Consider the following 22,231-nt stretch of genomic DNA (forward strand, 5'->3'; position numbering starts at 1 on the left):
CCTTGCCGCCCATCAACAACCCCACCCTGCGCCAGCGGCGTCTGGGCGCCGAGCTGCGCAAACTTCGCGAGCGCGCGGGGCTCACCGTCACCCAGGCCGCAGTGCACCTGGGCGTCAACCAGGGACGTGTCAGCATGATCGAGACCGGTCGCAGCGCTCTCAGCGCCGACCGGGTCCGAGCGCTGGCAACCGCCTACGACTGCTCGGACGGAGCCCTGGTGGACGCCTTGGCGGCGATGACCGGCCGCCGGAAGCGCGGCTGGTGGGAGGAGTATCGGGAACACCTCCCGGCCGCACTGGTCGACGTGGCGGAAGTGGAGGAGCACGCGGCCGGCCTGCGGGTTGCCCTTGCCATGCACATCCCGGCGCTTCTGCAGACAACGGACCACGCCCGTGCCCTGTTCCGGGCGGTGGTGCCCGCGATGCACCAGTACGAGATCGAACACCGCCTTACGTACCGCATGAAACGCCAGGGCATCCTGTACCGGGAGGAGCCGCCCCCCTACGCGGCGATCATCCACGAGTCGGCTCTTCGGATGAGATTCGGCGGCGCGGACGTCAGGCGCGGTCAGCTCAAGCATCTGCTCGACATGAGCGAGCTCCCGCGGGTCACCGTCCGGGTGATCCCTTTTGACACGGAGTACTACCCGAGTACGGGGCAGTCCTTCGACTACGTCGAGGGTCCGGTTCCGCAGCTCGACACCGTGCAGTTGGACACCCACCACGGCGGCTGCGAATTCCTCGACGCAGAGGCACAGTTGAGCAAGTACCGTGCCGTGCTGGAACACATGGAGTCCTGCGCGCTCGGGCCCGACGAGTCGCGCGACTTCATCCGAAACCTTGTCCAGGACCTCTAAGAGAGCGACCGTGCAGACACTCCACTGGCAGAAGTCCACCTACAGCGGCGACAGCACGAACTGCGTGGAAATAGCCACCACCCCCACCACCATCCACATCCGCGACTCCAAGACTCCCACGGCCCCCCACCTCACCGTCACCCCTTCCGCCTGGGCGAACTTCGTCTCATGCGCTGGAGGCAGGGGGAACCGGCGTTAGCAACGGGGCCGGGACGGTCTCACTGGTCCTTCTTCGTGAACCAGTCGATCAGGTCCTGGGCCGTGTTGTGGGCGGAGTCGATGCCGGGCATGTCGTCGGTGATGGTCTCGGCGTTGCGGCGGAACATGGACTGCTCGTACTCGGTGAGTGCCGTTTCGATGTCCTCGGGGTGCGCGGCGAGGGCCTCGCCGAGTTCGGCGCCGTCGAGCATGGCCAGGTTGGCGCCCTCGCCGTTGGGCGGCGCGAGGTGGGCGGCGTCGCCGAGCAGGGTGACCCCCGGCACCCGGTCCCACCGGTGCCCGGTCGGCAGAGTGTGCTGGGAGCGCGGGACCGGCGTGGTGTCGCTGTCGGTGATCAGCGCGGTGAGCTCAGGGGCCCAGCCGTCGAATTCCTGGGCGATCCGCGCGGTGGCCGCGGCGGCATCGGTGAAATCTATGGCGGCGAACCATTCCTGCGGCTCGAACAGTCCCACGTAGGCGTGCAGCGTGTCGTCCTTCTCCCGGTGAGCGAAGATCTCCCTGCCCGGCGAAGGAACGATCAGCATCCCGCCGCCGACCGCCTTCGCGGTGGCGGGGTGCCGGGTGTCGGCTTCGAACAGGTAGGTCTCGACGAACGACGTGCCGGTGTACTCGGGCGTGGCGGTGGACAGCAGCGGCCGGACCCGTGACCACGCGCCGTCCGCGCCGACCAGCAGGCCGGTGACGACGCAGGTGCCGTCGGCGAACGTCACCTCGTGGCGACCGTCGCCGAGGGCACGGGTGCCGCTGACCTTGTGCCCCCACCGGACGGTGCCGGCCGGGAGTGAGTCGAGCAGGACCCGTCGCAGGTCGCCGCGCTGCACCTCGGGGCGTCCGCCGGTGCCGTCGTCGGCCTGGTCGAGCAGGACCGTCCCGTCCCGGTCGAGGACTCGCAGCGCCTGGCGGCCCTCCAGGACGATGGCGTGGAACTCGTCCATCAGGCCGGCCGCCTTGAGGGCGAGCTGCCCGTTGTAGTCGTGGATGTCGAGCAGTCCGCCCTGCGCGCGCGCCGAGGGGGAGGTCTCGGCCTCGTAGACCGTGGCGGGGATGCCGTGGACGTGCAGGACGCGGGCCAGCGTGAGTCCGCCGAGTCCGGCGCCGATGATCGTGACGGGCGTGTGCATGGTGGCTCCTCGGGATCGGGGCCGCCCGGTGAGCTGCGGCGGCCGTCTTCTCCCGAAGGTTCCAGGCCCCGCCGACGAGCCGCCGACATCGGCCCGACCAGGCCCCGACAGCGCTCCGACACGGCACCGACATGGCACCGACACGGCAGATCAGGCGGCCGGCGGACGGCCTCCTCACCCCTTCGTCGCGGAGAGCGCGCCGCCGGGGCGCTCGGCCGCCGATGATGCTCGAAGCAGGCTCTGTGCGATTCGCCGGCGAGGCGGCCAGGCCGTTCAAGCCTCCGAGGGGATCGATGAGGTTCCTGGTCCGCTGCTGTGGCTGAGCGTCGTCTCTGGAGGCCGGTACATGGGGAAGGTCCTCGGCGACGTCCTGGGATACGCGGCCGGTGTCATGATCAGCCCGCTCCCGATCACTGGGTCAGCCGGACGGTGACGGGAGGGACTGCTCGGCCCAGATGGTCTTGCCCTCGGCGGTGTAGCGGGTGCCCCAGACCTGGGCCAGCCGGCCGACTATGAACAGCCCGCGCCCGCCCTCGTCGACCGTGCGCGCGTGGCGCAGGTGCGGAGCGGCGGGACTGGTGTCACGCACCTCGCAGGTGAGCGCGCGGTCGTTGATCAGCCGCAGTTCTATGGGAGGCCTGCCGTGGCGGACGGCGTTCGTGACGAGTTCGCTGACGATGAGTCCGGTGTTGTCGGCTGTCTCCTCCTCCACGTCCCAGGTGGCGAGTTGGGCGCGGACGTGGCGCCGGGCGGCGGCGACGGCAGTCGGGTCGGGGTCGATCTGCCAGGTGGCGACGCGGTCGCTCGGGAAGCGGCGCACGCGCGCGAGGAGGACCGCGGCGGGCGTCGCAGCGGCGTGGGCGGCGAAGGAGAAGAGGATCTCGTCCCGGAGATCCGGCAGGGGGCGGTCGGCGCGGGACAGTGCTTGCCGGAGGATCCCGGGTTCGCCGGCCGGGTCCGAGGTCATCGAGGGACTTGCGAGGGCGAGCGTGTCGCCTTCCGGCATCCCGAAGGTGGTGGCGGCGAACGGCGTGCTGTCGGCTTCGCCCAGCGTGGGACCGGTGGCCGTGTCGGGGATCTCGAGGGTTCCCCCGGGATGGGCGATGACGCAGGACGGGCGGCCTGCGCTCGCCGTGGTGCAGCTGTGGGACAGGGGATCGTAGACGGCGTAGGTGCAGGTGGCGGCGAGCGGCTCGTGGTGCAGCGCGTCGGTCGGCGGCAGGGCTGCGCGTTCCGCGTCCAGCAGCTTCACCGTGTCGTCCAGGCGGGCGAGGAGTTCGTCGGGCCCCAGGTCGAACGCGGCCAGCGAGCGGACGAGGGTGCGCAGCTGCCCCATGGTCGCCACGGCGTGGATGCCCCGTCCCGCGACCTCTCCGACGACCAGTGCGCTGCGGGCGCTGGACAGCGCAATGGTGTCGCACCAGCCCACTCCGTCCTCGGGGGAGCACGGCATGCCCACCGTTTCCAGAGCGGTGTGGGGGACGGGCCGGCAGGGCAGGTGGGGGCGTCCCAGCGCCGCGGCGATGGTGTGCTCTCTCGTGTAACGGCGGGCGTTGTCGATGCACAGGGCAGTGTGGTTGGCCAGGCCGAGCGCGAGGGTGACGTCCTCCTCGTCGTACGGATCGCTCTGCCCGGTCCGGTAGAGGCTGATCAGCCCCAGAACCGTGCCGTGCAGGGTCATCGGGGCCAGCAGCAGCGTATGGGCCCCGGATCCCAGGATCGCTTCGGCGCGAGCGGGGTCGGCGGCCAGCCACGGCGGGTCGTCGTTCAGGCTGAGCACACGGGGACGCAGGTCGGTCAGGGTCTGTGTGTACGGGGTGGGGGCGGGGATGTCGCGTACGTCGCCCACCGGATGCGCCTGCGGGGCGCCCTCCGCCCGGCTGCGGAACGCGGCACGGCGCAGCGGGACGCCAGGGGGAAGCGGAGGGGGAGGCGGGTCGTCGCCCCGCATCACGCTGTCCACCACTTCCACGACGACGGTGTCGGCGAAGGCCGGCACGACGATGTCCGCCAGTTCTCGGCAGATCACCGCCACGTCGAGCGTGCTGCCCACACTTTCGCGTGCGGCGTCGAGGACGCGCATGCGGGCCCGCGCCCTTTCCCGCTCCGTGACGTCCACCACCGCCGCCGCAAGGCCCAGCACCGTCCCGTCCTCGGCCTGAAGGCGGAAGACCGAGACCGAGTACAGGCGATCGTGCGCAGCGTCGGCCTCCGGCCGGGCCCGCACCACACGGTCGATCAAGGGAACACCGCTCTCCAGCACCTCGCGCACGAGCTTCTCGGTTTCGCGCGGTTCGACCAGTCCGTACGTCTCCGTGAACCGCCGCCCGACGATGTCCTGTGCACGCCAGCTCCGCGCGCCCAGTCCCGCGGTGTTGAACCGCAGGACCCGCAGCTCGGGGTCCACCAGGTGCAGTCCCACCGGCGACTGAGTGAAGAGAGCGTCCAGCAGCGCCCTGTCCTCATCACTCCTTCTCATCGCGTCGTCGCTGTCTGTCACAGGGATCAACCCCCTAGGAGTGCTCGCAGAAGGCGCCCCGCCGCCGGGGCCGCCAAGGGCCCTGCTCTTCAGGTCTATAGCGACTCGGCCACCGTCGCGAGTCCACTCGGCCGGGCGGGATTCCCGCACTGCCGCATGGGCGCGCCCCCAGGGGTTCCGGCCGGGCGTCCGGACGGGCACTGTGAAGAGGACAGCCCCTCAGCGAACAGCCCCACGCTTCCTGCCTAGGCGGTGACAGGCACATGGCACTGGGTACGGCCACGCCCCCCTACGAGCCGCGGTTCGATGCCGGACGGATCTGCCTCGACCTCCTCGCGACCGCGCACCCGGCCGAACGGCTGGACGGCGTCGAGGCGTTGCGCGCGTGGATCACCGGGGCGGGACTCGTCCCGGCGGGTACGGCGCTCGGGCAGGCCGACGCCTCCTGGCTGGTCGGGTTCCGGGAACTGCGCGCCCACATCGGGCAGTTGGTGCGCAACCCGCAGGCGCCGGACACGCCGTCGTACGAGCGCGCGCTGCGGCGGGTCAACGAGGTCGCGCGGGACGAGACCCCCGCCCCGCGTGCCGTACGCGATCCGGACGGCGGTCTCACCCGGGAGCTGGCCGGCCCGCCGACCTGCGCCGGGCTGCTCGCGCTCGTCGCGCGGGACGCCGTGGACCTGCTCACCGACCCCGTCGCGCGGGCCGCCGTACGGGAGTGTGAAGGGGACAACTGCCCGCTCGTGTACCTCGACACGTCACGGGGGCGGCGCCGGCGGTGGTGCTCCAGCGAGGTGTGCGGCAACCGGGAGCGGGTGGCCCGGCACCGGCGGCGGGCCGCGCTCGCGCGGGCGTGATTTCCGTAACACCGGGTTTGAGTGGCCCGTACACGGGAGTCGGCGGTCACCTCCGGCCCTGTGCCTGAATTGTAAAGATCGAGGGGTGGGAATGTGCGCCCATGTCCCTGTCGTCACGTCAGCCGAGAGAAAACTGTCACCTCCGTTTGAACACCGCGCCGCTTCCTTCCGTACCGGTGGGCGAGCGACCGACTGGGGGAACCCCCGGACACCGGAGGTGGGCGTGCGCAAGGATGCGGCCGTGGCCAATGAACGTGGATCGAGGGCCCGACATCGCATGTCCTCACAGCCCTCGGAACCTGACGAGGAGTTGATGCGTGCGCTGTACCGAGAGCACGCCGGACCCCTGCTCGCGTATGTCCTGCGCCTGGTCGCCGGTGATCGGCAGCGCGCCGAGGACGTCGTACAGGAAACGCTCATCCGTGCCTGGAAGAACGCCGGTCAGCTCAATCGGGCGACCGGTTCGGTACGCCCCTGGCTGGTGACGGTCGCACGCCGCATCGTCATCGACGGCCACCGCAGCCGGCAGGCCCGGCCGCAGGAGGTCGATCCGTCGCCGCTGGAGGTCATCCCCGCGGAGGACGAGATCGACAAGGCGCTGTGGCTGATGACGCTGTCGGACGCGCTCGACGACCTGACCCCGGCCCACCGGGAGGTGCTCGTCGAGACGTACTTCAAGGGGCGTACGGTCAATGAGGCGGCCGAGACGCTGGGCATACCCAGTGGCACGGTGCGGTCTCGGGTGTTCTACGCCCTGCGTTCGATGAAGCTGGCACTGGAGGAGCGGGGGGTGACGGCGTGATGAGCAGTGGTTACGGGGGAATGCAGGGATTCGGGGCGGGAGGTCCGGGTATGCCTGGGCCCATGAACCCCAGTCCGGGATCTCCGGTGCCGAGCGAGCACGAGACCGTGGGCGCCTACGCCCTCGGGATCCTCGACGACGCCGAGGCAACCGCTTTCGAGGCCCACCTCGCCGGCTGCGAGTGGTGCGCCCAGCAGCTGGACGAGCTGGCCGGGATGGAGCCGATGCTGGCCGCCCTCGCGGACCTGCCCGGTTCCGGCAGCACCCCCGCGATCGGCGAGTCGCTGTCCGCCAAGCCCACGCCCCGGCTGGTGGAGAAACTGGTCGACGAGGTCGCGGACAAGCGCGCCCAGAAGCGCCGGCGCAGCTTCTACATGATCGCGGCCGCGGCCGCGCTGATCATCGCCGGCCCGCTGGCCGCGGTGGCGGTGAACGGCGGCTCCGACGGGGGCGGCGGCCAGGTCACCGCGTCCTCGGCGCAGACGGCGTTCGCCGCCATGCCCGACAAGAAGTCGGCCACGGACCCGTCGTCGCAGATCAGCGCGACGGTCGCCATGGCGCAGAAGGACTGGGGCACCCAGGCGGTCCTGGAGCTGAAGAACGCCAAGGGGCCGATCAAGTGCTCCCTGGTGCTCGTCGCGAAGAACGGACAGCGCGTGACGATGTCCTCCTGGTCCGTGCCGAACTGGGGCTACGGCATCCCGAACGGCAAGACGCCCGAGTCCAGGAAACCGCTCTACATCGGCGGCGCGGCGGCCTTCAAGCCGAACGAGATCGACCATTTCGAGGTCGTGACCTTCCAGGGGAAGAAGCTGGTACAAGTCGACGCGTAGCTTCCACCGGCCCCCTTCGCGTACGGTTGACGGCTGCCCAGCACGTCAGAAGGGGGCCAGGTGGCCGCTCAGGTTCAGCAGTCCGCGGTCGGCTCGGTACACGGCGCACACGATTCCGTCCGTGACCGGGAGATCGGCGTCGAACAGGAACACCTGGACCGGGTGTACCGGCGGCTGGAGGAGAAGATCCACGAGGCCGAGTTCCTGATGCACGACGCGGCCAAGCGCGGCCAGGTGGGCACCCCGGGCGCGCTGGCCGAACGGGACGCGCAGGTCTTCCGCGCCGGCATCCACCTGAACCGGCTCAACAACGAGTTCGAGGACTTCCTCTTCGGCCGGATCGACCTGCTCCCGGGCAAGGACGGCAAGAAGGGGCCCGACGGGGCCTACACCGCGGTCGAGCCCGCCGAGGGCGCCGTACGCGACGACAACACCGCCGACATCGCCGAGACCCTGCACATCGGGCGGATCGGCGTCCTCGACCAGGACTACGCGCCGCTCGTCATCGACTGGCGCGCGCCCGCCGCCGCCCCCTTCTACCGGGCCACCCCGGTGGATCCGGGGCGGGTCGTACGGCGCCGGGTCATCCGCTCCAAGGGGCGCCGCGTGCTCGGCGTCGAGGACGACCTGATGCGGCCCGAGCTGACCGCCCGCCTCGACGGCCGCGAGCTGCCCGTCATCGGCGACGGCGCCCTGATGGCCGCCCTCGGCCAGGCCCGCACCCACACCATGCGGGACATCGTCTCCTCCATCCAGGCCGAGCAGGACCTGGTCATCCGCGCCCCCGCCGCCTCCATCACCTACGTCGAGGGCGGCCCCGGCACCGGCAAGACCGCCGTCGCCCTGCACCGCGCCGCCTACCTGCTCTACCAGGACAGACGCCGCTACGCTGGCGGCATCCTCATCGTCTCCCCGACCCCGTTGCTCGTCGCCTACACCGAGGGCGTGCTGCCCTCGCTCGGCGAGGAGGGCCAGGTCGCGATCCGCGCCATGGGCTCGCTCGTCGACGGCGCGGAGGCGACCCTGTACGACTCCCCGGCCGTTGCCCGCGCCAAGGGTTCGTACCGGATGCTGAAGGTGCTGCGGAAGGCGGCCCGGGGCGCCCTGGAGCTGGGGCCGGGCGGCGCCGCCCGGGCGGCCGGGCAGCTCGCCCTGGACGGCTTGGACGACCACTCCGGCACCGGGCCGCAGGCCCCCGCCGGGCCGCCCTCGCGCCTGCGGGTCGTCGCCTTCGGGCGCCGTCTGGAGCTGGAGAGCGAGGAGCTGGAACGTATCCGCCGTACCGCCCTCGGCGGCACCGCGCCCGTCAACCTGCTCCGCCCGCGCGCCCGCAGGCTGCTGCTGGACGCCCTGTGGGCCAGGTCCGGGGCGGCCGACCGGCACACCGACCCGGAGCTGGCCGCCGAACTGCGCTCCTCCTTCGACGAGGACGTCAGCTCCGAGGACTCCTTCGTCGCCTTCCTCGACGCCTGGTGGCCCGAGCTGACCCCGAAGGCCGTGCTGGCCGCCATGGCCGACGAGAAGCGGCTCGGCCGCTGGGCCCGCCGGATCCTCAACCCCGGCGAGGTCCGCAGGGTCGCCCGCTCCCTGGCCCGGGACGGCTACTCGGTCCACGACATCGCCCTGCTCGACGAACTGCAGGCGATCCTCGGCGCCCCGGCCCGGCCGCGCAAGAAGCGCGAGATCGACCCGCTCGACCAGCTCACCGGCCTGGAGGAGCTGATGCCGGTGCGCGAGGAGTCCCAGCGGGAGCGGGCCGAGCGGCTCGCGCAGGAGCGCACCGAGTACGCCCACGTCATCGTGGACGAGGCGCAGGACCTCACGCCGATGCAGTGGCGCATGGTCGGCCGCCGCGGCCGGCACGCCACCTGGACGGTCGTCGGCGACCCCGCCCAGTCCTCCTGGTCCGACCCGGACGAGGCGGCCGAGGCCCGCGACGAGGCCCTGGGCACCCGGCCCCGGCGCCGCTTCCAGCTCACCGTGAACTACCGCAACCCGGCGGAGATCGCCGAGCTGGCCGCCAAGGTGCTCGCGCTCGCCATGCCGGGCTCCGAGGCGCCGAGCGCGGTCCGCTCCACGGGCGTGGAGCCGCGCTTCACGGTGGTGCGGGAGTCCCTGGGGGCCACGGTGCGGGCGGAGGCCGAGCGGCTGCTGGACCTGGTGGACGGCACGGTCGGCGTGGTCGTCGCGATGAACCGGCGCGGGGAGGCCCGGCGCTGGCTGGCCGGTCTCGGCGACCGGGTGGTGGCGCTCGGCAGCCTGGAGGCCAAGGGCCTGGAGTACGACGCGACGGTGGTCGTCTCGCCCGCGGAGATCGCCGACGAGTCCCCGGCCGGCCTGCGCGTGCTGTACGTGGCGCTGACCCGGGCGACCCAGCAGCTCACGGTGGTCTCGGGCGACCGCGACGAACCGGACGCGGCGGGGGTGCCGGATCTGCTGCGCGACTGAAGTTTCCGGTGAATCTCCGGGACAGGAATGGTCACCGGCATCCGTTTGTTAGCCTGAGTACGGCACCGGCTCGATCCAAGCCCCCGGGCCCAACCTTCGTCCCTTAGAGGGACCACTTGCCGCGAGGCGAGCATGGCGGGTCGGTGTCGTCAGCGTGAGAGAGACCCACGTCCGTGTGACGTGGGTCTCTTTCTTTTGACCGATCGTTTCTCGTATGGTGGAAGTGGTTTTCCGAAACCAGTGCACCGCTCATGAACAAAACGTCCGCAATCCAGGGCGACTACCACGTACTCCGCGGTAGGTGCGACGATCGGACGGCTACAACTCGCGACACGGTGAAAGCAGAGGAAGTCGGCCATGGCAACGGCGCCCAGCGTCTCCTACTCGATGACCATCCGGCTGGAGGTGCCCGCGAGCGGAACCGCCGTCTCGCAGCTCACCACCGCGGTGGAGTCCTCCGGAGGCTCGGTGACCGGCCTCGACGTCACCGCGTCCGGCCACGAGAAGCTCCGTATCGACGTCACCATCGCGGCCACCTCCACGGCCCACGCCGAGGAGATCGTCGAGAAGCTGCGCGGGATCGAGGGCGTCACCCTCGGCAAGGTCTCCGACCGTACGTTCCTGATGCACCTCGGCGGCAAGATCGAGATGGCGTCGAAACACCCCATCCGCAACCGTGACGACCTGTCCATGGTCTACACGCCCGGCGTGGCCCGCGTCTGCATGGCCATCGCCGAGAACCCCGAGGACGCCCGCCGCCTCACCATCAAGCGCAACTCCGTTGCGGTCGTGACGGACGGCTCCGCCGTGCTCGGCCTCGGCAACATCGGCCCCAAGGCCGCGCTGCCGGTCATGGAGGGCAAGGCGGCCCTCTTCAAGCGCTTCGCCGGCATCGACGCCTGGCCGATCTGCCTGGACACCCAGGACACCGACGCCATCGTCGAGATCGTCAAGGCCATCGCCCCCGGCTTCGCCGGCATCAACCTCGAGGACATCTCCGCCCCCCGCTGCTTCGAGATCGAGGCCCGGCTGCGCGAGGCCCTCGACATCCCCGTCTTCCACGACGACCAGCACGGCACCGCGATCGTCGTCCTCGCCGCCCTGACCAACGCACTCCGCGTCACCGGCAAGGCCATCGAGAACATCCGGGTCGTCATGTCCGGCGCCGGCGCGGCCGGCACGGCCATCCTCAAGCTGCTGCTCGCCGCGGGCGTGAAGAACGCCGTCGTCGCCGACATCCACGGGGTCGTCCACTCCGGCCGCGAGGACCTGGTGGCCGCGCCCGCGGACTCCCCGCTGCGCTGGATCGCGGACAACACCAACCCCGAGGGCCTCACCGGCACGCTCAAGGAGGCCGTGCGCGGCGCGGACGTCTTCATCGGCGTCTCCGCCCCGAACGTGCTCGACGGCGACGACGTGGCCGCCATGGCCGACGGCGCCATCGTGTTCGCGCTCGCGAACCCCGACCCCGAGGTCGACCCGGCAATCGCCCGCCAGACGGCGGCCGTTGTGGCCACCGGCCGCTCCGACTTCCCGAACCAGATCAACAACGTGCTGGTCTTCCCGGGCGTCTTCCGCGGCCTGCTGGACGCCCAGTCCCGCACCGTCAACACCGAGATGATGCTCGCCGCCGCGCAGGCCCTCGCCGACGTGGTCAGCGAGGACGAGCTGAACCCGAACTACATCATCCCCAGCGTCTTCAACGACAAGGTCGCGGGCGCGGTCGCCGGCGCGGTCCGCGAGGCCGCGAAGGCGGCGGGCGCGACCGCCTAGCCGCCCTCCGCGCCGCCTCGCCGGGTGACGGCGGAGCGGCGGCCGGGCGACGTCCCGGTGACCGCGTGCCGTACTGTGCTGGGGCTGTGAGGATCACCACGGCGGCCCCCGCACCGGCGCGTCGTGGAACCAGCCGATGCCGTGCGCCCTCTAGGGTGACGCCGAGCGGGCGCTTTTCGTGTGACTCCCCAGGGTGTTCTCACGACTCCTACGGGTGCCGGATTGGCTTTACCGCCGCAGGTAGGGGCAGGATGCTCCCCCAGGGACTCCGTCCCCGGGGGTACCCCCACCTGGGCGCGAGCGCATCGGCATCGCAGTGCCTCGGGCGGATCCGCCGCGTGGCACACCCCAACGGCAAGAAATACACGGGAGTAACAACATGAACCGCAGTGAGCTGGTGGCCGCGCTGGCCGACCGCGCCGAGGTGACCCGCAAGGACGCCGACGCCGTGCTGGCCGCGTTCGCCGAGACCGTCGGCGAGATCGTCGCCAAGGGCGACGAGAAGGTCACCATCCCCGGCTTCCTGACCTTCGAGCGCACCCACCGTGCCGCTCGCACCGCCCGCAACCCGCAGACCGGCGAGCCGATCAACATCCCCGCCGGGTACAGCGTGAAGGTCACCGCGGGCAGCAAGCTCAAGGAAGCCGCCAAGGGCAAGTAAGCGCAAGCGCTCCGCCTCGAGCGCCGGTCCACCGGAGCGCCGTGGGTCACTGCGGGGCTCGGCCCAGCCGGAGACGCCGAAAGGGCGGCCCCCCTCTCGCAGGGGGGCCGCCCTTTGCCGTGCGTGACGCCTAGCCGAGCGCCTTGCCCGGAAGCTCGACCTTCGCGCCCAGTTCCACGAGCTTCTCCATGAAGTTCTCGTAGCCGCGGTTGATCAGCTCGATGCCGTGGACCCGGGACGTGCCCTCGGCCGCCAGGGCCGCGATGAGGTACGAGAAGCCGCCGCGCAGGTCGGGGATGACCAGGTCGGCGCCCTGGAGCTTGGTGGGGCCGGAGACGACCGCGGAGTGCAGGAAGTTGCGCTGCCCGAAGCGGCAGTCGGAGCCGCCCAGGCACTCGCGGTAGAGCTGGATGTGCGCGCCCATCTGGTTCAGCGCGGAGGTGAAGCCGAGCCGGGACTCGTACACCGTCTCGTGGATGATGGACAGGCCCGTGGCCTGGGTCAGGGCCACCACCAGCGGCTGCTGCCAGTCGGTCTGGAAACCGGGGTGCACGTCCGTCTCCAGCGCGATGGACTTCAACTGTCCGCCGGGGTGCCAGAAGCGGATGCCCTCGTCGTCGATCTCGAAGGCGCCGCCCACCTTCCGGTAGGTGTTCAGGAACGTCATCATCGACCGCTGCTGGGCGCCGCGGACGTAGATGTTGCCGTTGGTCGCGAGCGCGGCGGAAGCCCAGGACGCGGCCTCCAGGCGGTCCGGCAGGGCGCGGTGGGTGTAGCCGCCGAGCTTGTCCACACCGGTGATGCGGATCGTGCGGTCGGTGTCCATCGCGATGATCGCGCCCATCTTCTGCAGCACGCAGATGAGGTCCTCGATCTCCGGCTCGACGGCCGCGTTGGACAACTCCGTGACGCCCTCGGCGAGTACGGCCGTCAGCAGCACCTGCTCGGTCGCGCCGACGGACGGGTACGGCAGCCGGATCTTCGTGCCGCGCAGCCGCTGCGGCGCCTCAAGATACTGCCCGTCCGCGCGCTTCTCGATGACCGCGCCGAACTGCCGCAGCACGTCGAAGTGGAAGTCGATGGGCCGGCCGCCGATGTCGCAGCCGCCGAGGCCCGGGATGAACGCGTGGCCGAGACGGTGCAGCAGCGGGCCGCAGAACAGGATCGGGATACGGCTGGAACCGGCGTGGGCGTCGATGTCGGCCACGTTGGCGCTCTCGACGTGCGTCGGGTCGAGCACCAGCTCGCCGGGCTCCTCGCCGGGACGGACCGTCACCCCGTGCAGCTGGAGCAGGCCGCGCACGACCCGCACGTCACGGATGTCGGGAACGTTGCGCAGTCGGCTCGGCGCGCTGCCCAGCAGGGCGGCGACCATGGCCTTCGGTACGAGGTTCTTCGCACCTCGGACACGGATCTCGCCCTCCAGCGGGGTTCCGCCGTGGACAAGCAGGACATCGTCGTTGACGGTCATGTATCTCGCGTTCCGATGAGTTGGGCAGGGGGTGGCTGCGGCCGATCACTCGCGCAGGGGCCGGGGAGACAGCGTAATCGCCGATTACCCCCCGTCCGTAAGTCCAAGTACCGCCCAGGCACGTCATAGCTGTGTCACAACACGAACCGTGCGCTTTCGGGCACATGGGGTCACCGCTCGCGGCGTGCGCCGTCAGTGCTTCCGCGCTCTCTGAGCTGCGTTCACTCCCCGGCCCCGATTGGCTCCCCACCGGAGGGGAAGATGCGGGATCATGTCTGGCATGACCGAGGTGTCCTCGCTCACAGGGCGGCTGCTCGTGGCCACTCCCGCCCTGGCGGACCCGAACTTCGACCGCGCGGTGGTGCTCCTTCTCGACCACGACGAGGAGGGCTCCCTCGGTGTCGTCCTCAACCGCCCCACCCCGGTGGACGTCGGCGACATCCTGGAGGGCTGGGCCGACCTCGCCGGCGAGCCCGGTGTGGTCTTCCAGGGCGGCCCCGTCTCGCTGGACTCGGCGCTAGGCGTCGCGGTGATCCCCGGCGGGGCGAACGGCGACCTCGCACCGCTGGGCTGGCGCCGGGTGCACGGCGCGATCGGCCTGGTCGACCTGGAGGCGCCGCCGGAACTGCTCGCCTCCGCCCTGGGCTCCCTGCGCATCTTCGCCGGATACGCCGGCTGGGGCCCCGGCCAGCTGGAGGACGAGCTGGTCGAGGGCGCCTGGTACGTGGTCGAGTCGGAGCCGGGGGACGTCTCCTCGCCGGCCCCGGAGAGACTCTGGCGCGAAGTGCTGCGCCGCCAGCGCAACGAGCTGGCGATGGTGGCCACGTATCCGGACGACCCGTCGCTCAACTGAAGGCTGTGAGCTTCAGTACCCTGGGGCTTATGAGCACTCTCGAGCCCGAGCGCGGGACTGGTACGGGGACCCTCGTAGAGCCGACGCCACAGGTGTCCCACGGCGACGGCGACCACGAGCGCTTCGCCCACTACGTCCAGAAGGACAAGATCATGGCGAGCGCCCTCGACGGCACCCCCGTCGTGGCGCTGTGCGGCAAGGTCTGGGTGCCGGGCCGCGACCCGAAGAAGTACCCCGTGTGCCCCATGTGCAAGGAGATCTACGAGTCCATGGGCAGCGGCGGCGACGACAAGGGCGGCGACAACAAGTAGGGGCCCGTCCGAGTCCGTGAGGCCCCCGGTGTGCGCGCGGCGTGCGCGTGCCGGGGGTTTTGCCGTCCTCTGGTCATGCAGTGGTCCAGACCGGTAGCCTCCGTCGCGTTGTACGCAGCGGAACGGTCGTTGCACGTGGTGCAACGGTTGGGGCGGAGGTACGACGGCGGCATGAGCGGCACACCCAGCGAGGCGGGCGACCGGTCCCGTGAGGCGCCTGGCCGGTCCCTCTTTCCGGAGCCCGAGGTGGCGCTGATCCCGGCGCCGAGCAGTCTCGCGGCCTCGCTGCCCGGCGGCGGCACCGGGTTCGTCGTCGACGCGGACACCGAGATCGAGGCCACCGAGGGCACCGAGCGGGTCGCGCGCTGGCTGCGGACGACCGTCGGGGCCGCGACCGGGCTGCCGCTGGCCCCGCACCGCGACAGCGGCTCCCGCATCCTGCTGCGGATCACCCCCTCGCTCGAGGACGAGCTCGGCAGCCCCGAGGCCTATCAGCTGTGCGCCGACGGCTATCTGGTCTGCATCGACGGCGCGAGCGAGGCGGGCCTGTTCTGGGGCGCCCAGACCTTCCGCCAGCTGCTCGGTTCCGAGGCGTTCCGGCGCGCCCCGGTCACCGGCCGCACCGCGTGGGAGGTCCCGGCCGTCACCGTCCGCGACGCGCCCCGGTTCCGCTGGCGCGGTCTGCTCCTGGACGTCGCCCGGCACTTCATGCCCAAGGACGGCGTGCTGCGCTACCTCGACCTGATGGCCGCGCACAAACTCAACGTCTTCCACTTCCATCTGACCGACGACCAGGGCTGGCGGATCGAGATCAAGCGGTATCCGAAACTGACCGAAACCGCCTCCTGGCGGCCGCGGTCGAAATTCGGTCACCGGGCCTCCCCGCTGTGGGAGGAGAAACCGCACGGGGGTTACTACACCCAGGACGACATCCGCGAGATCGTCGCCTACGCCGCCGAGCGGCATATCACCGTCGTCCCCGAGATCGACGTACCCGGCCATTCGCAGGCCGCCATCGCCGCGTACCCGGAACTCGGCAACACCGACGTCATCGACACCACCGCCCTCACCGTCTGGGACAACTGGGGGATCTCGTCCAACGTACTCGCCCCCACCGACACCGTCCTGCGCTTCTACGAGGGGGTGTTCGAGGAGGTTCTGGAGCTGTTCCCGTCACAGTTCGTCCATGTCGGCGGCGACGAGTGCCGCAAGGACCAGTGGGCCGAGTCGGCGACCGCGAGGAACCGGATCGCCGGCCTCGGCCTGGCCGACGAGGACGAGCTGCAGGCGTGGTTCATCGGCCACTTCGACGCCTGGCTCGCCGCGCGCGGGCGCCGGCTCATCGGCTGGGACGAGATCCTGCAGGGCGGGCTCGCGAAGGGGGCCGCGGTGTCCTCCTGGCGCGGTTACGGCGGCGGGATCGCGGCCGCGCGGGCCGGGCACGACGTCGTCATGTGCCCCGAGCAGTACGTGTATCTGGACCACCGTCAGGCCCCGGGCGAGGACGAGCCGGTGCCGATCGGGTACGTGCGCACCCTGGAGGACGTCTACCGGTTCGAGCCGGTGCCGGACGGGCTCACCGAGGCCGAGGCCCGGCATGTGCTGGGCACCCAGGCCAACGTCTGGACCGAGGTGCTGGAGGACGCCGCGCGCGTGGACTACCAGACCTTCCCCCGGCTCGCCGCCTTCGCCGAGGTGGCCTGGAGCCGCCTGCCCGCCCCCGCGCAGCGGGACTTCGCCGGCTTCGAGCGCCGTATGACGGCCCATTACGCGCGGCTCGACGCCCTCGGCGTCGCCTACCGGCCGCCCGCCGGCCCCCGGCCGTGGCAGAAGCGCCCCGGCGTCCTCGGCCGCCCGATCGAGGGACCGCCGCCCGCCAGGTGACCCCCCTCTCCAGACGGTCCTTTCGAACAAGTGCCGGAAAACCGCGCCAAGTATCACCGAAGAGTGTCAATCGCCGCGCACCGGCGATGCCGTACGAAAACGGAACATCTCTGCGGTGAGGTGGGCGAACACCTCGTGATGCCGGGCGGCGGACCCCCGTCCTCGGGTCTTGCGAAGATGTGCCAGAGTTGCCACGTCCGCCCTGTGAGCACGTACCGTACGGCCACACAGGTGGGACCAGGTGGGGCAGCGGGAAGGGGCAGCCGGTTTGACCACGCACGCACCGCAGGCGGAGCAGGCTGTCACGCTGCCCACGACGCTGGACGAGGCCGTGGCGGCCCTCACCGCCATGCCCGCCGCCGTGCCCGTGGCGGGCGGCACCGACCTGATGGCCGCCGTCAACTCCGGCCAGCTCAGGCCCGCCGCCCTGGTGGGACTCGGGCGGATCAGCGAGATCCGCGGCTGGCAGTACCAGGACGGCCACGCGCTGCTCGGCGCGGGCCTCACCCACGCGCGCATGGGCCGCCCCGACTTCGCGGCCCTGATCCCGGCGCTCGCCGCCGCCGCGCGCGCCGCGGGCCCGCCGCACATCCGCAACGCCGGCACCCTGGGCGGCAACATCGCCTCCGCCGCGCCCACCGGCGACGCCCTGCCGGTGCTGGCCGCCCTGGAGGCGACACTGATCATCGCGGGCCCGGGCGGAGCCCACCGGGAGATCCCGGTGTCGCACCTGCTGGCCGGCATGGAGATGCTGCGCGGCGGCGAACTCATCGGGTACGTGCGCGTGCCGCTGCTGCACGCCCCGCAGGTCTTCCTGAAGGCCACCGGACGCACCGGCCCGGGGCGCGCGCTGGCCTCCGTGGCCGTGGTCCTCGACCCCGCCCGGCGCGGTGTGCGGTGCGCCGTCGGCGCCATAGCGCCGATGCCGCTCAGGCCGCTGGAGGCCGAGCAGTGGGTCGCCCAGCTCATCGACTGGGACAACGACCGCGCGCTCGTCCCCGAGGCCCTGAACGCCTTCGGCGAGTACGTCGCCGCGGCCTGCATCCCGGACCCGGCGCCGGAGCCCGACGGCTCGGTGACCCCGCTTCCGCCCGCCGTACTGCACCTGCGGCGCACCGTCGCCGCGCTGGCCCGACGAGCACTGGGGAGGGCGCTGTCGTGACCGACGACCAGCACGGAGAGGGCACGCCCCAGGGCGGCGGACGCTGGGACCCGCTGCCCCAGGGTGACTACGACGACGGCGCCACCGCCTTCGTCAAGCTCCCCGAGGGCGGCATCGACGCCCTGCTGAACGGCGAGAGCCCGCTGGCCGCACCGGGTCACGGCTATGTGCCGCCGCAGATAGCGGTCGCCCCCGGCACCGACGACCCCGCGGCGACGGGCAACTGGTCCGCGCCGGCGGGCGGCGCCGAGTGGCCCGACCCGAACGCCGGGCGGCAGTCACCGCAGGCGGACGACCGGTTCACGTACAGCCCGGGCGCGACCCAGCACTGGACCTTCGAGGAGCCCGCGGCTCCGCCCGCGCCCGGACACGACGTCACCGGGCAGTGGTCGATCCCGGTTGCCGGTGGCGATCTACCGGACGAATCGGGCGAGTTCACCACCTCCTCGCTGGTCGAGCAGTGGGGCGGAACACCGCCGGCCACCCTGCCCGGCGGCGCGCCCGCCCCCTGGGCGACGGACGCCCCCGGCCCCTGGAACAGCCCCGCCGAGCCGGGCCACCCCGGCCTGCCGGACCACACCGACGCGCATCCGTCGGGCGACGCACCGGCGCGGGACGCGTACGCGCGTGACGACCGGCCGGAGGTGTACGCGCGTGAGGAGCGGTACGGGCACGCTCCGGCGGCGTACGCCGAGACCGGCCGCCCGGCCACGCCGCACACGGAGAGCCTCGACGACGCGGGGGGCCGGGCCGAGACCGGTCACGGGGAGCCGGGTCAGGGGGAGTACGGCGCGGAGTACGGCCACGACGGGGCCGACGGCGCGGAGTTCGGGCACGACGGGGCCGGGCGCGCCGAGTCCGGTCGGCCGGAGTTCGGTCAGGACCCGGCAGGCCACGCCGAGTCCGGTCCCGCAGCGGCCAATGGCAGGGCCGAACCCTCCGACGCCCACGCCCCCGTAGACGCCCACGCCCCCGCGCAGGCCCCTGACGGCGCCGCTGAGGCCCGTGCCGACCACGAGGGCCCCGCAGACCACGGCGCCGCTCCGCAGGCCGCCACAACGGCGGACACGGCCGGCGCACAGCCCCCTGCCGCCCACGGGACCCCGGCCGCACACCCGGACCCGGCCGCCGCCCACCGCGTCGAGGCCGGCGCACCCGAGCACGCGGCCGACGCCGCCGCACCGCACGGCACGCGCGAGGAACCCGCAGGGGAACCCGGCGAGGGCCCCACCGGTGAGTCCGCCGAGGCCCCCGCGGCGGACCCGGCGCCGGACAGCGCCGAGGCCCCCGCATCCGCGCAGGCCGACGGCGACGAGACCGGTGAGGAAGCCGCCGTACCGCTGCCGCGGCACGACGACCACCCGCTCGCCTCGTACGTCCTGCGCGTCAACGGTGTCGACCGGCCCGTCAGCGACGCCTGGATCGGCGAGTCGCTGCTGTACGTCCTGCGCGAGCGACTCGGGCTCGCGGGCGCCAAGGACGGCTGCTCGCAGGGCGAGTGCGGCGCCTGCAACGTCCAGGTCGACGGCCGTCTGGTGGCCTCCTGCCTGGTTCCCGCGGCCACCGCGGCCGGCAGCGAGGTGCGCACCGTCGAGGGCCTCGCCGCCGACGGGCAGCCCTCCGACGTGCAGCGCGCGCTCGCCCGCTGCGGAGCCGTCCAGTGCGGTTTCTGCGTGCCCGGCATGGCGATGACCGTGCACGACCTGCTGGAGGGCAACCCCGCCCCGAGCGAGCTGGAGACCCGGCAGGCGCTGTGCGGCAACCTGTGCCGCTGCTCCGGCTACCGGGGCGTGCTGGACGCCGTCAAGGAGGTCGTCGCCGAACGCGAGGCCTCGCACGCCGCCGACGCCGAGACGGACGCGGACGAGGCCCGTATTCCCCACCAGGCGGGCCCCGGCGCCGGCGGGGTCCACCCGTCGGCGTTCGAGGCGCCGGGCGCGTTCGACACGCCGCACACCGCTCCCGGCGGCTACGCCGACACGCCGCCGTACGGCACACCCGACCCGTACGGCACACCGCCGCACGGCACACCGGGACCGCACGGCGAGCACGACCCGCACTACGGCCAGGACGGAGGACAGGCGTGAGCAACGAAGCCGCCACGGCGACCACCGCCGCGGAAGCAGCCCCCGAGGCCGAGCCGCTGCCGCACGGCCTCGGCGCCTCCCTGCCGCACGCCGACGCCCGCGCCAAGACCGAGGGCACCTTCCCGTACGCGGCCGACCTGTGGGCCGAGGGCCTGCTGTGGGCGGCCGTCCTGCGCTCCCCGCACGCGCACGCGCGCATCGTGTCGATCGACACCAGCCACGCGCGCGAGATGCCCGGCGTACGGGCCGTCGTCACCCACGAGGACGTGCCCGGCACCCCGCGCCACGGCCGGGGCACGCCCGACCGGCCGGTGTTCGCCTCCGAGGTCGTACGGCACCACGGCGAGCCCATCGCGGCCGTGGCCGCCGACCATCCGGACACCGCGCGGATGGCCGCGGCGGCGATCATCGTCGAGTACGAAGTACTCGACCCGGTCACCGACCCCGAGCAGGCCTTCGAGGCCGAGCCGCTGCACCCCGACGGCAACCTGATCCGGCACATCCCGCTCCGGCACGGCGACCCGGAGGCCGTCGGCGAGGTCGTCGTCGAGGGCCTGTACCGCATAGGGCGCCAGGACCCCGCCCCGATCGGCGCCGAGGCCGGCCTCGCCGTGCCGCGCCCGGACGGCGGCGTCGAGCTGTACCTGGCCTCCACCGACCCGCACACCGACCGCAACACCGCCGCGGCCTGCTACGGCCTGTCCCCGGATCGGGTGAAGATCGTCGTCACCGGGGTGCCGGGCGCCACCGCCGACCGCGAGGACCAGGGCTTCCAGCTCCCGCTCGGCCTGCTCGCGCTGAAGACCGGCTGCCCGGTGAAGCTCACCGCGACCCGCGAGGAGTCCTTCCTGGGCCACGCCCACCGCCATCCCACGCTGCTCCGGTACCGCCACCACGCGGACGCCGAGGGCAAGCTGGTGAAGGTGGAGGCGCAGATCCTGCTGGACGCCGGCGCGTACGCCGACACCTCCTCCGACGCCCTGGCCGCCGCCGTCTCCTTCGCGTGCGGCCCGTACGTCGTCCCGAACGCCTTCATCGAGGGCTGGGCCGTCCGCACCAACAACCCGCCCTCCGGCCACGTGCGCGGCGAGGGTGCGATGCAGGTGTGCGCCGCCTACGAGGCCCAGATGGACAAGCTGGCCAAGAAACTCGGCCTGGACCCGGCCGAGCTGCGCCTGCGCAACGTCCTCGCGACCGGTGACGTCCTCCCGATCGGCCAGACGGTGACGTGCCCGGCGCCGGTCGCCGAACTCCTCCAGGCCGTACGGGACTTCCCGCTCCCGGCGCTGCCCAAGGACGCGCCCGAGGAGGAGTGGCTGCTGCCCGGCGGCCCCGAGGGCGCGGGCGAACCGGGCGCGGTGCGCCGGGGCGTCGGCTACGGCCTGGGCATGGTGCACATGCTCGGCGCGGAGGGCGCCGACGAGGTGTCCACCGCCACGGTCAAGGTCCACGACGGCGTCGCGACCGTGCTGTGCGCGGCCGTGGAGACCGGGCAGGGCTTCACCACCCTCGCCCGCCAGATCGTCCAGGAGACCCTCGGCATCGAGGAAGTCCACGTCGCCCCGGTCGACACCGACCAGCCGCCGGCCGGCGCGGGCTGCCGGGGCCGGCACACCTGGGTCTCGGGCGGCGCGGTGGAGCGCGCGGCCAAGATGGTCCGCACCCAGCTCCTGCAGCCCCTCGCCCACAAGTTCGGCATGTCCACCGAACTTCTCCAGATCACCGACGGCAAGATCACCTCGTACGACGGCGTGCTCTCGACGACGGTCACGGAGGCGATGGACGGCAAGGAACTGTGGGCGACGGCCCAGTGCCGCCCGCACCCCACCGAGCCGCTGAACGACTCCGGCCAGGGCGACGCCTTCGTGGGCCTCGCCTTCTGCGCGATCCGCGCGGTCGTCGACGTCGACATCGAGCTGGGCTCGGTACGGGTGGTGGAGCTGGCGGTCGCCCAGGACGTGGGCCGGGTCCTCAACCCCACCCAGCTGACCGCCCGGATCGAGGCGGGCGTGACCCAGGGCGTCGGCGTCGCCCTGACGGAGAACCTCCGTACGCCCCGCGGCCTGATCCGCCACCCCGACCTGACCGGCTACGCCCTGCCGACGGCCCTGGACGCCCCGGACATCCGGATCGTCAAACTGGTCGAGGAGCGGGACGTGGTCGCCCCCTTCGGCGCCAAGTCCGTCAGCGCGGTCCCGGTCGTGACGGCCCCGGCCGCGATCGCCTCCGCGGTCCGCGCGGCCACCGGCCGCCCGGTCAACCGCCTCCCGATCCGCCCCCAGGCGGCGGTGGTCACACCGCAGTGAGACGGCGGGGCGCACCCGGTGACCCGACTGGGCACATCCGGTGGTCCCGTGCCCGCCGTACCGGAGTTCGCCGCCGGGCAACGTGCACCGCCCGCCCGGCGGCTTTC

Annotated in this window: 17 protein-coding genes; 14 read left to right on the top strand and 3 right to left on the bottom strand. The window is 72.3% G+C overall.

From position 1 onward, the window contains the following. Nucleotides 1-2: 2 nt before the first annotated feature. The gene (locus AB0950_RS23955) at nucleotides 3-857 is read left to right on the top strand and encodes a helix-turn-helix transcriptional regulator (RefSeq protein ID WP_366779438.1); all 855 of its coding nucleotides are present in this window, start codon (nucleotides 3-5) and stop codon (nucleotides 855-857) included. A 10-nt stretch (nucleotides 858-867) separates the two neighbouring features. Then, nucleotides 868-1,056, top strand: coding sequence for a DUF397 domain-containing protein (locus tag AB0950_RS23960; protein WP_360160469.1), 189 nt, complete (start codon nucleotides 868-870; stop codon nucleotides 1,054-1,056). Between the two features lie 19 nt (nucleotides 1,057-1,075). Here AB0950_RS23960 and AB0950_RS23965 read toward each other — a convergent pair whose 3' ends face one another. Together AB0950_RS23965 and AB0950_RS23970 are read right to left on the bottom strand one after the other, a co-directional pair. Next, a complete protein-coding gene (locus AB0950_RS23965) occupies nucleotides 1,076-2,197 on the bottom strand; it encodes an NAD(P)/FAD-dependent oxidoreductase (RefSeq protein WP_360160468.1) in 1,122 nt (373 codons plus the stop codon). 418 nt (nucleotides 2,198-2,615) lie between these two features. After that, nucleotides 2,616-4,697, bottom strand: a complete 2,082-nt coding sequence (locus tag AB0950_RS23970) for a SpoIIE family protein phosphatase (protein ID WP_366779374.1) — start codon at nucleotides 4,695-4,697, stop codon at nucleotides 2,616-2,618. Nucleotides 4,698-4,939: 242 nt separating this feature from the next. Between AB0950_RS23970 and AB0950_RS23975 the strand changes: the two genes are divergently transcribed. The 6 genes from AB0950_RS23975 (at nucleotide 4,940) to AB0950_RS24000 (ending at nucleotide 12,050) form a co-directional block, all read left to right on the top strand. Then, on the top strand, nucleotides 4,940-5,533 hold the full coding sequence (locus AB0950_RS23975) for a CGNR zinc finger domain-containing protein (RefSeq protein ID WP_360160466.1): 594 nt from the start codon (nucleotides 4,940-4,942) through the stop codon (nucleotides 5,531-5,533). A 217-nt stretch (nucleotides 5,534-5,750) separates the two neighbouring features. Next, nucleotides 5,751-6,335 carry a sigma-70 family RNA polymerase sigma factor gene (locus AB0950_RS23980; RefSeq protein ID WP_030167252.1) on the top strand — a complete coding sequence of 195 codons (585 nt, stop codon included), beginning with the start codon at nucleotides 5,751-5,753 and terminating at the stop codon, nucleotides 6,333-6,335. Nucleotides 6,336-6,397: 62 nt separating this feature from the next. Continuing rightward, nucleotides 6,398-7,168, top strand: coding sequence for a zf-HC2 domain-containing protein (locus tag AB0950_RS23985; protein ID WP_360160465.1), 771 nt, complete (start codon nucleotides 6,398-6,400; stop codon nucleotides 7,166-7,168). A gap of 60 nt (nucleotides 7,169-7,228) precedes the next feature. Then, the gene (locus AB0950_RS23990) at nucleotides 7,229-9,616 is read left to right on the top strand and encodes a UvrD-helicase domain-containing protein (protein ID WP_366779375.1); all 2,388 of its coding nucleotides are present in this window, start codon (nucleotides 7,229-7,231) and stop codon (nucleotides 9,614-9,616) included. A 357-nt stretch (nucleotides 9,617-9,973) separates the two neighbouring features. Next, nucleotides 9,974-11,389, top strand: coding sequence for an NAD-dependent malic enzyme (locus AB0950_RS23995; protein WP_360160463.1), 1,416 nt, complete (start codon nucleotides 9,974-9,976; stop codon nucleotides 11,387-11,389). Between the two features lie 379 nt (nucleotides 11,390-11,768). After that, nucleotides 11,769-12,050, top strand: coding sequence for an HU family DNA-binding protein (locus AB0950_RS24000; RefSeq protein ID WP_023550134.1), 282 nt, complete (start codon nucleotides 11,769-11,771; stop codon nucleotides 12,048-12,050). 130 nt (nucleotides 12,051-12,180) lie between these two features. Here AB0950_RS24000 and murA read toward each other — a convergent pair whose 3' ends face one another. Next, nucleotides 12,181-13,521 carry a UDP-N-acetylglucosamine 1-carboxyvinyltransferase gene (gene murA / locus AB0950_RS24005; RefSeq protein WP_360160462.1) on the bottom strand — a complete coding sequence of 447 codons (1,341 nt, stop codon included), beginning with the start codon at nucleotides 13,519-13,521 and terminating at the stop codon, nucleotides 12,181-12,183. Nucleotides 13,522-13,801: 280 nt separating this feature from the next. On the opposite strand from murA, the gene AB0950_RS24010 reads away from it, so the two are divergent. The 6 genes from AB0950_RS24010 to AB0950_RS24035 all read left to right on the top strand — a co-directional run bounded on the left by AB0950_RS24010 (nucleotide 13,802) and on the right by AB0950_RS24035 (nucleotide 22,124). Further along, nucleotides 13,802-14,374 carry a YqgE/AlgH family protein gene (locus AB0950_RS24010; RefSeq protein ID WP_360160461.1) on the top strand — a complete coding sequence of 191 codons (573 nt, stop codon included), beginning with the start codon at nucleotides 13,802-13,804 and terminating at the stop codon, nucleotides 14,372-14,374. A 29-nt stretch (nucleotides 14,375-14,403) separates the two neighbouring features. Further along, complete coding sequence (locus AB0950_RS24015) at nucleotides 14,404-14,685, top strand: DUF3039 domain-containing protein (protein ID WP_360160460.1); 282 nt, start codon at nucleotides 14,404-14,406, stop codon at nucleotides 14,683-14,685. A 171-nt stretch (nucleotides 14,686-14,856) separates the two neighbouring features. Then, nucleotides 14,857-16,569 carry a beta-N-acetylhexosaminidase gene (locus tag AB0950_RS24020; protein WP_366779376.1) on the top strand — a complete coding sequence of 571 codons (1,713 nt, stop codon included), beginning with the start codon at nucleotides 14,857-14,859 and terminating at the stop codon, nucleotides 16,567-16,569. 268 nt (nucleotides 16,570-16,837) lie between these two features. Then, nucleotides 16,838-17,731, top strand: a complete 894-nt coding sequence (locus tag AB0950_RS24025) for an FAD binding domain-containing protein (RefSeq protein ID WP_360160458.1) — start codon at nucleotides 16,838-16,840, stop codon at nucleotides 17,729-17,731. Further along, nucleotides 17,728-19,818 carry a 2Fe-2S iron-sulfur cluster-binding protein gene (locus tag AB0950_RS24030; protein WP_366779377.1) on the top strand — a complete coding sequence of 697 codons (2,091 nt, stop codon included), beginning with the start codon at nucleotides 17,728-17,730 and terminating at the stop codon, nucleotides 19,816-19,818. Before AB0950_RS24025 ends, AB0950_RS24030 begins: the two co-directional genes overlap by 4 nt. After that, nucleotides 19,815-22,124, top strand: coding sequence for a molybdopterin cofactor-binding domain-containing protein (locus AB0950_RS24035; protein ID WP_360572503.1), 2,310 nt, complete (start codon nucleotides 19,815-19,817; stop codon nucleotides 22,122-22,124). Before AB0950_RS24030 ends, AB0950_RS24035 begins: the two co-directional genes overlap by 4 nt. The last annotated feature ends 107 nt before the right edge of the window (nucleotides 22,125-22,231 follow it).

Source organism: Streptomyces sp. NPDC007189 (genome assembly GCF_040703635.1).
Classification (GTDB): domain Bacteria; phylum Actinomycetota; class Actinomycetes; order Streptomycetales; family Streptomycetaceae; genus Streptomyces.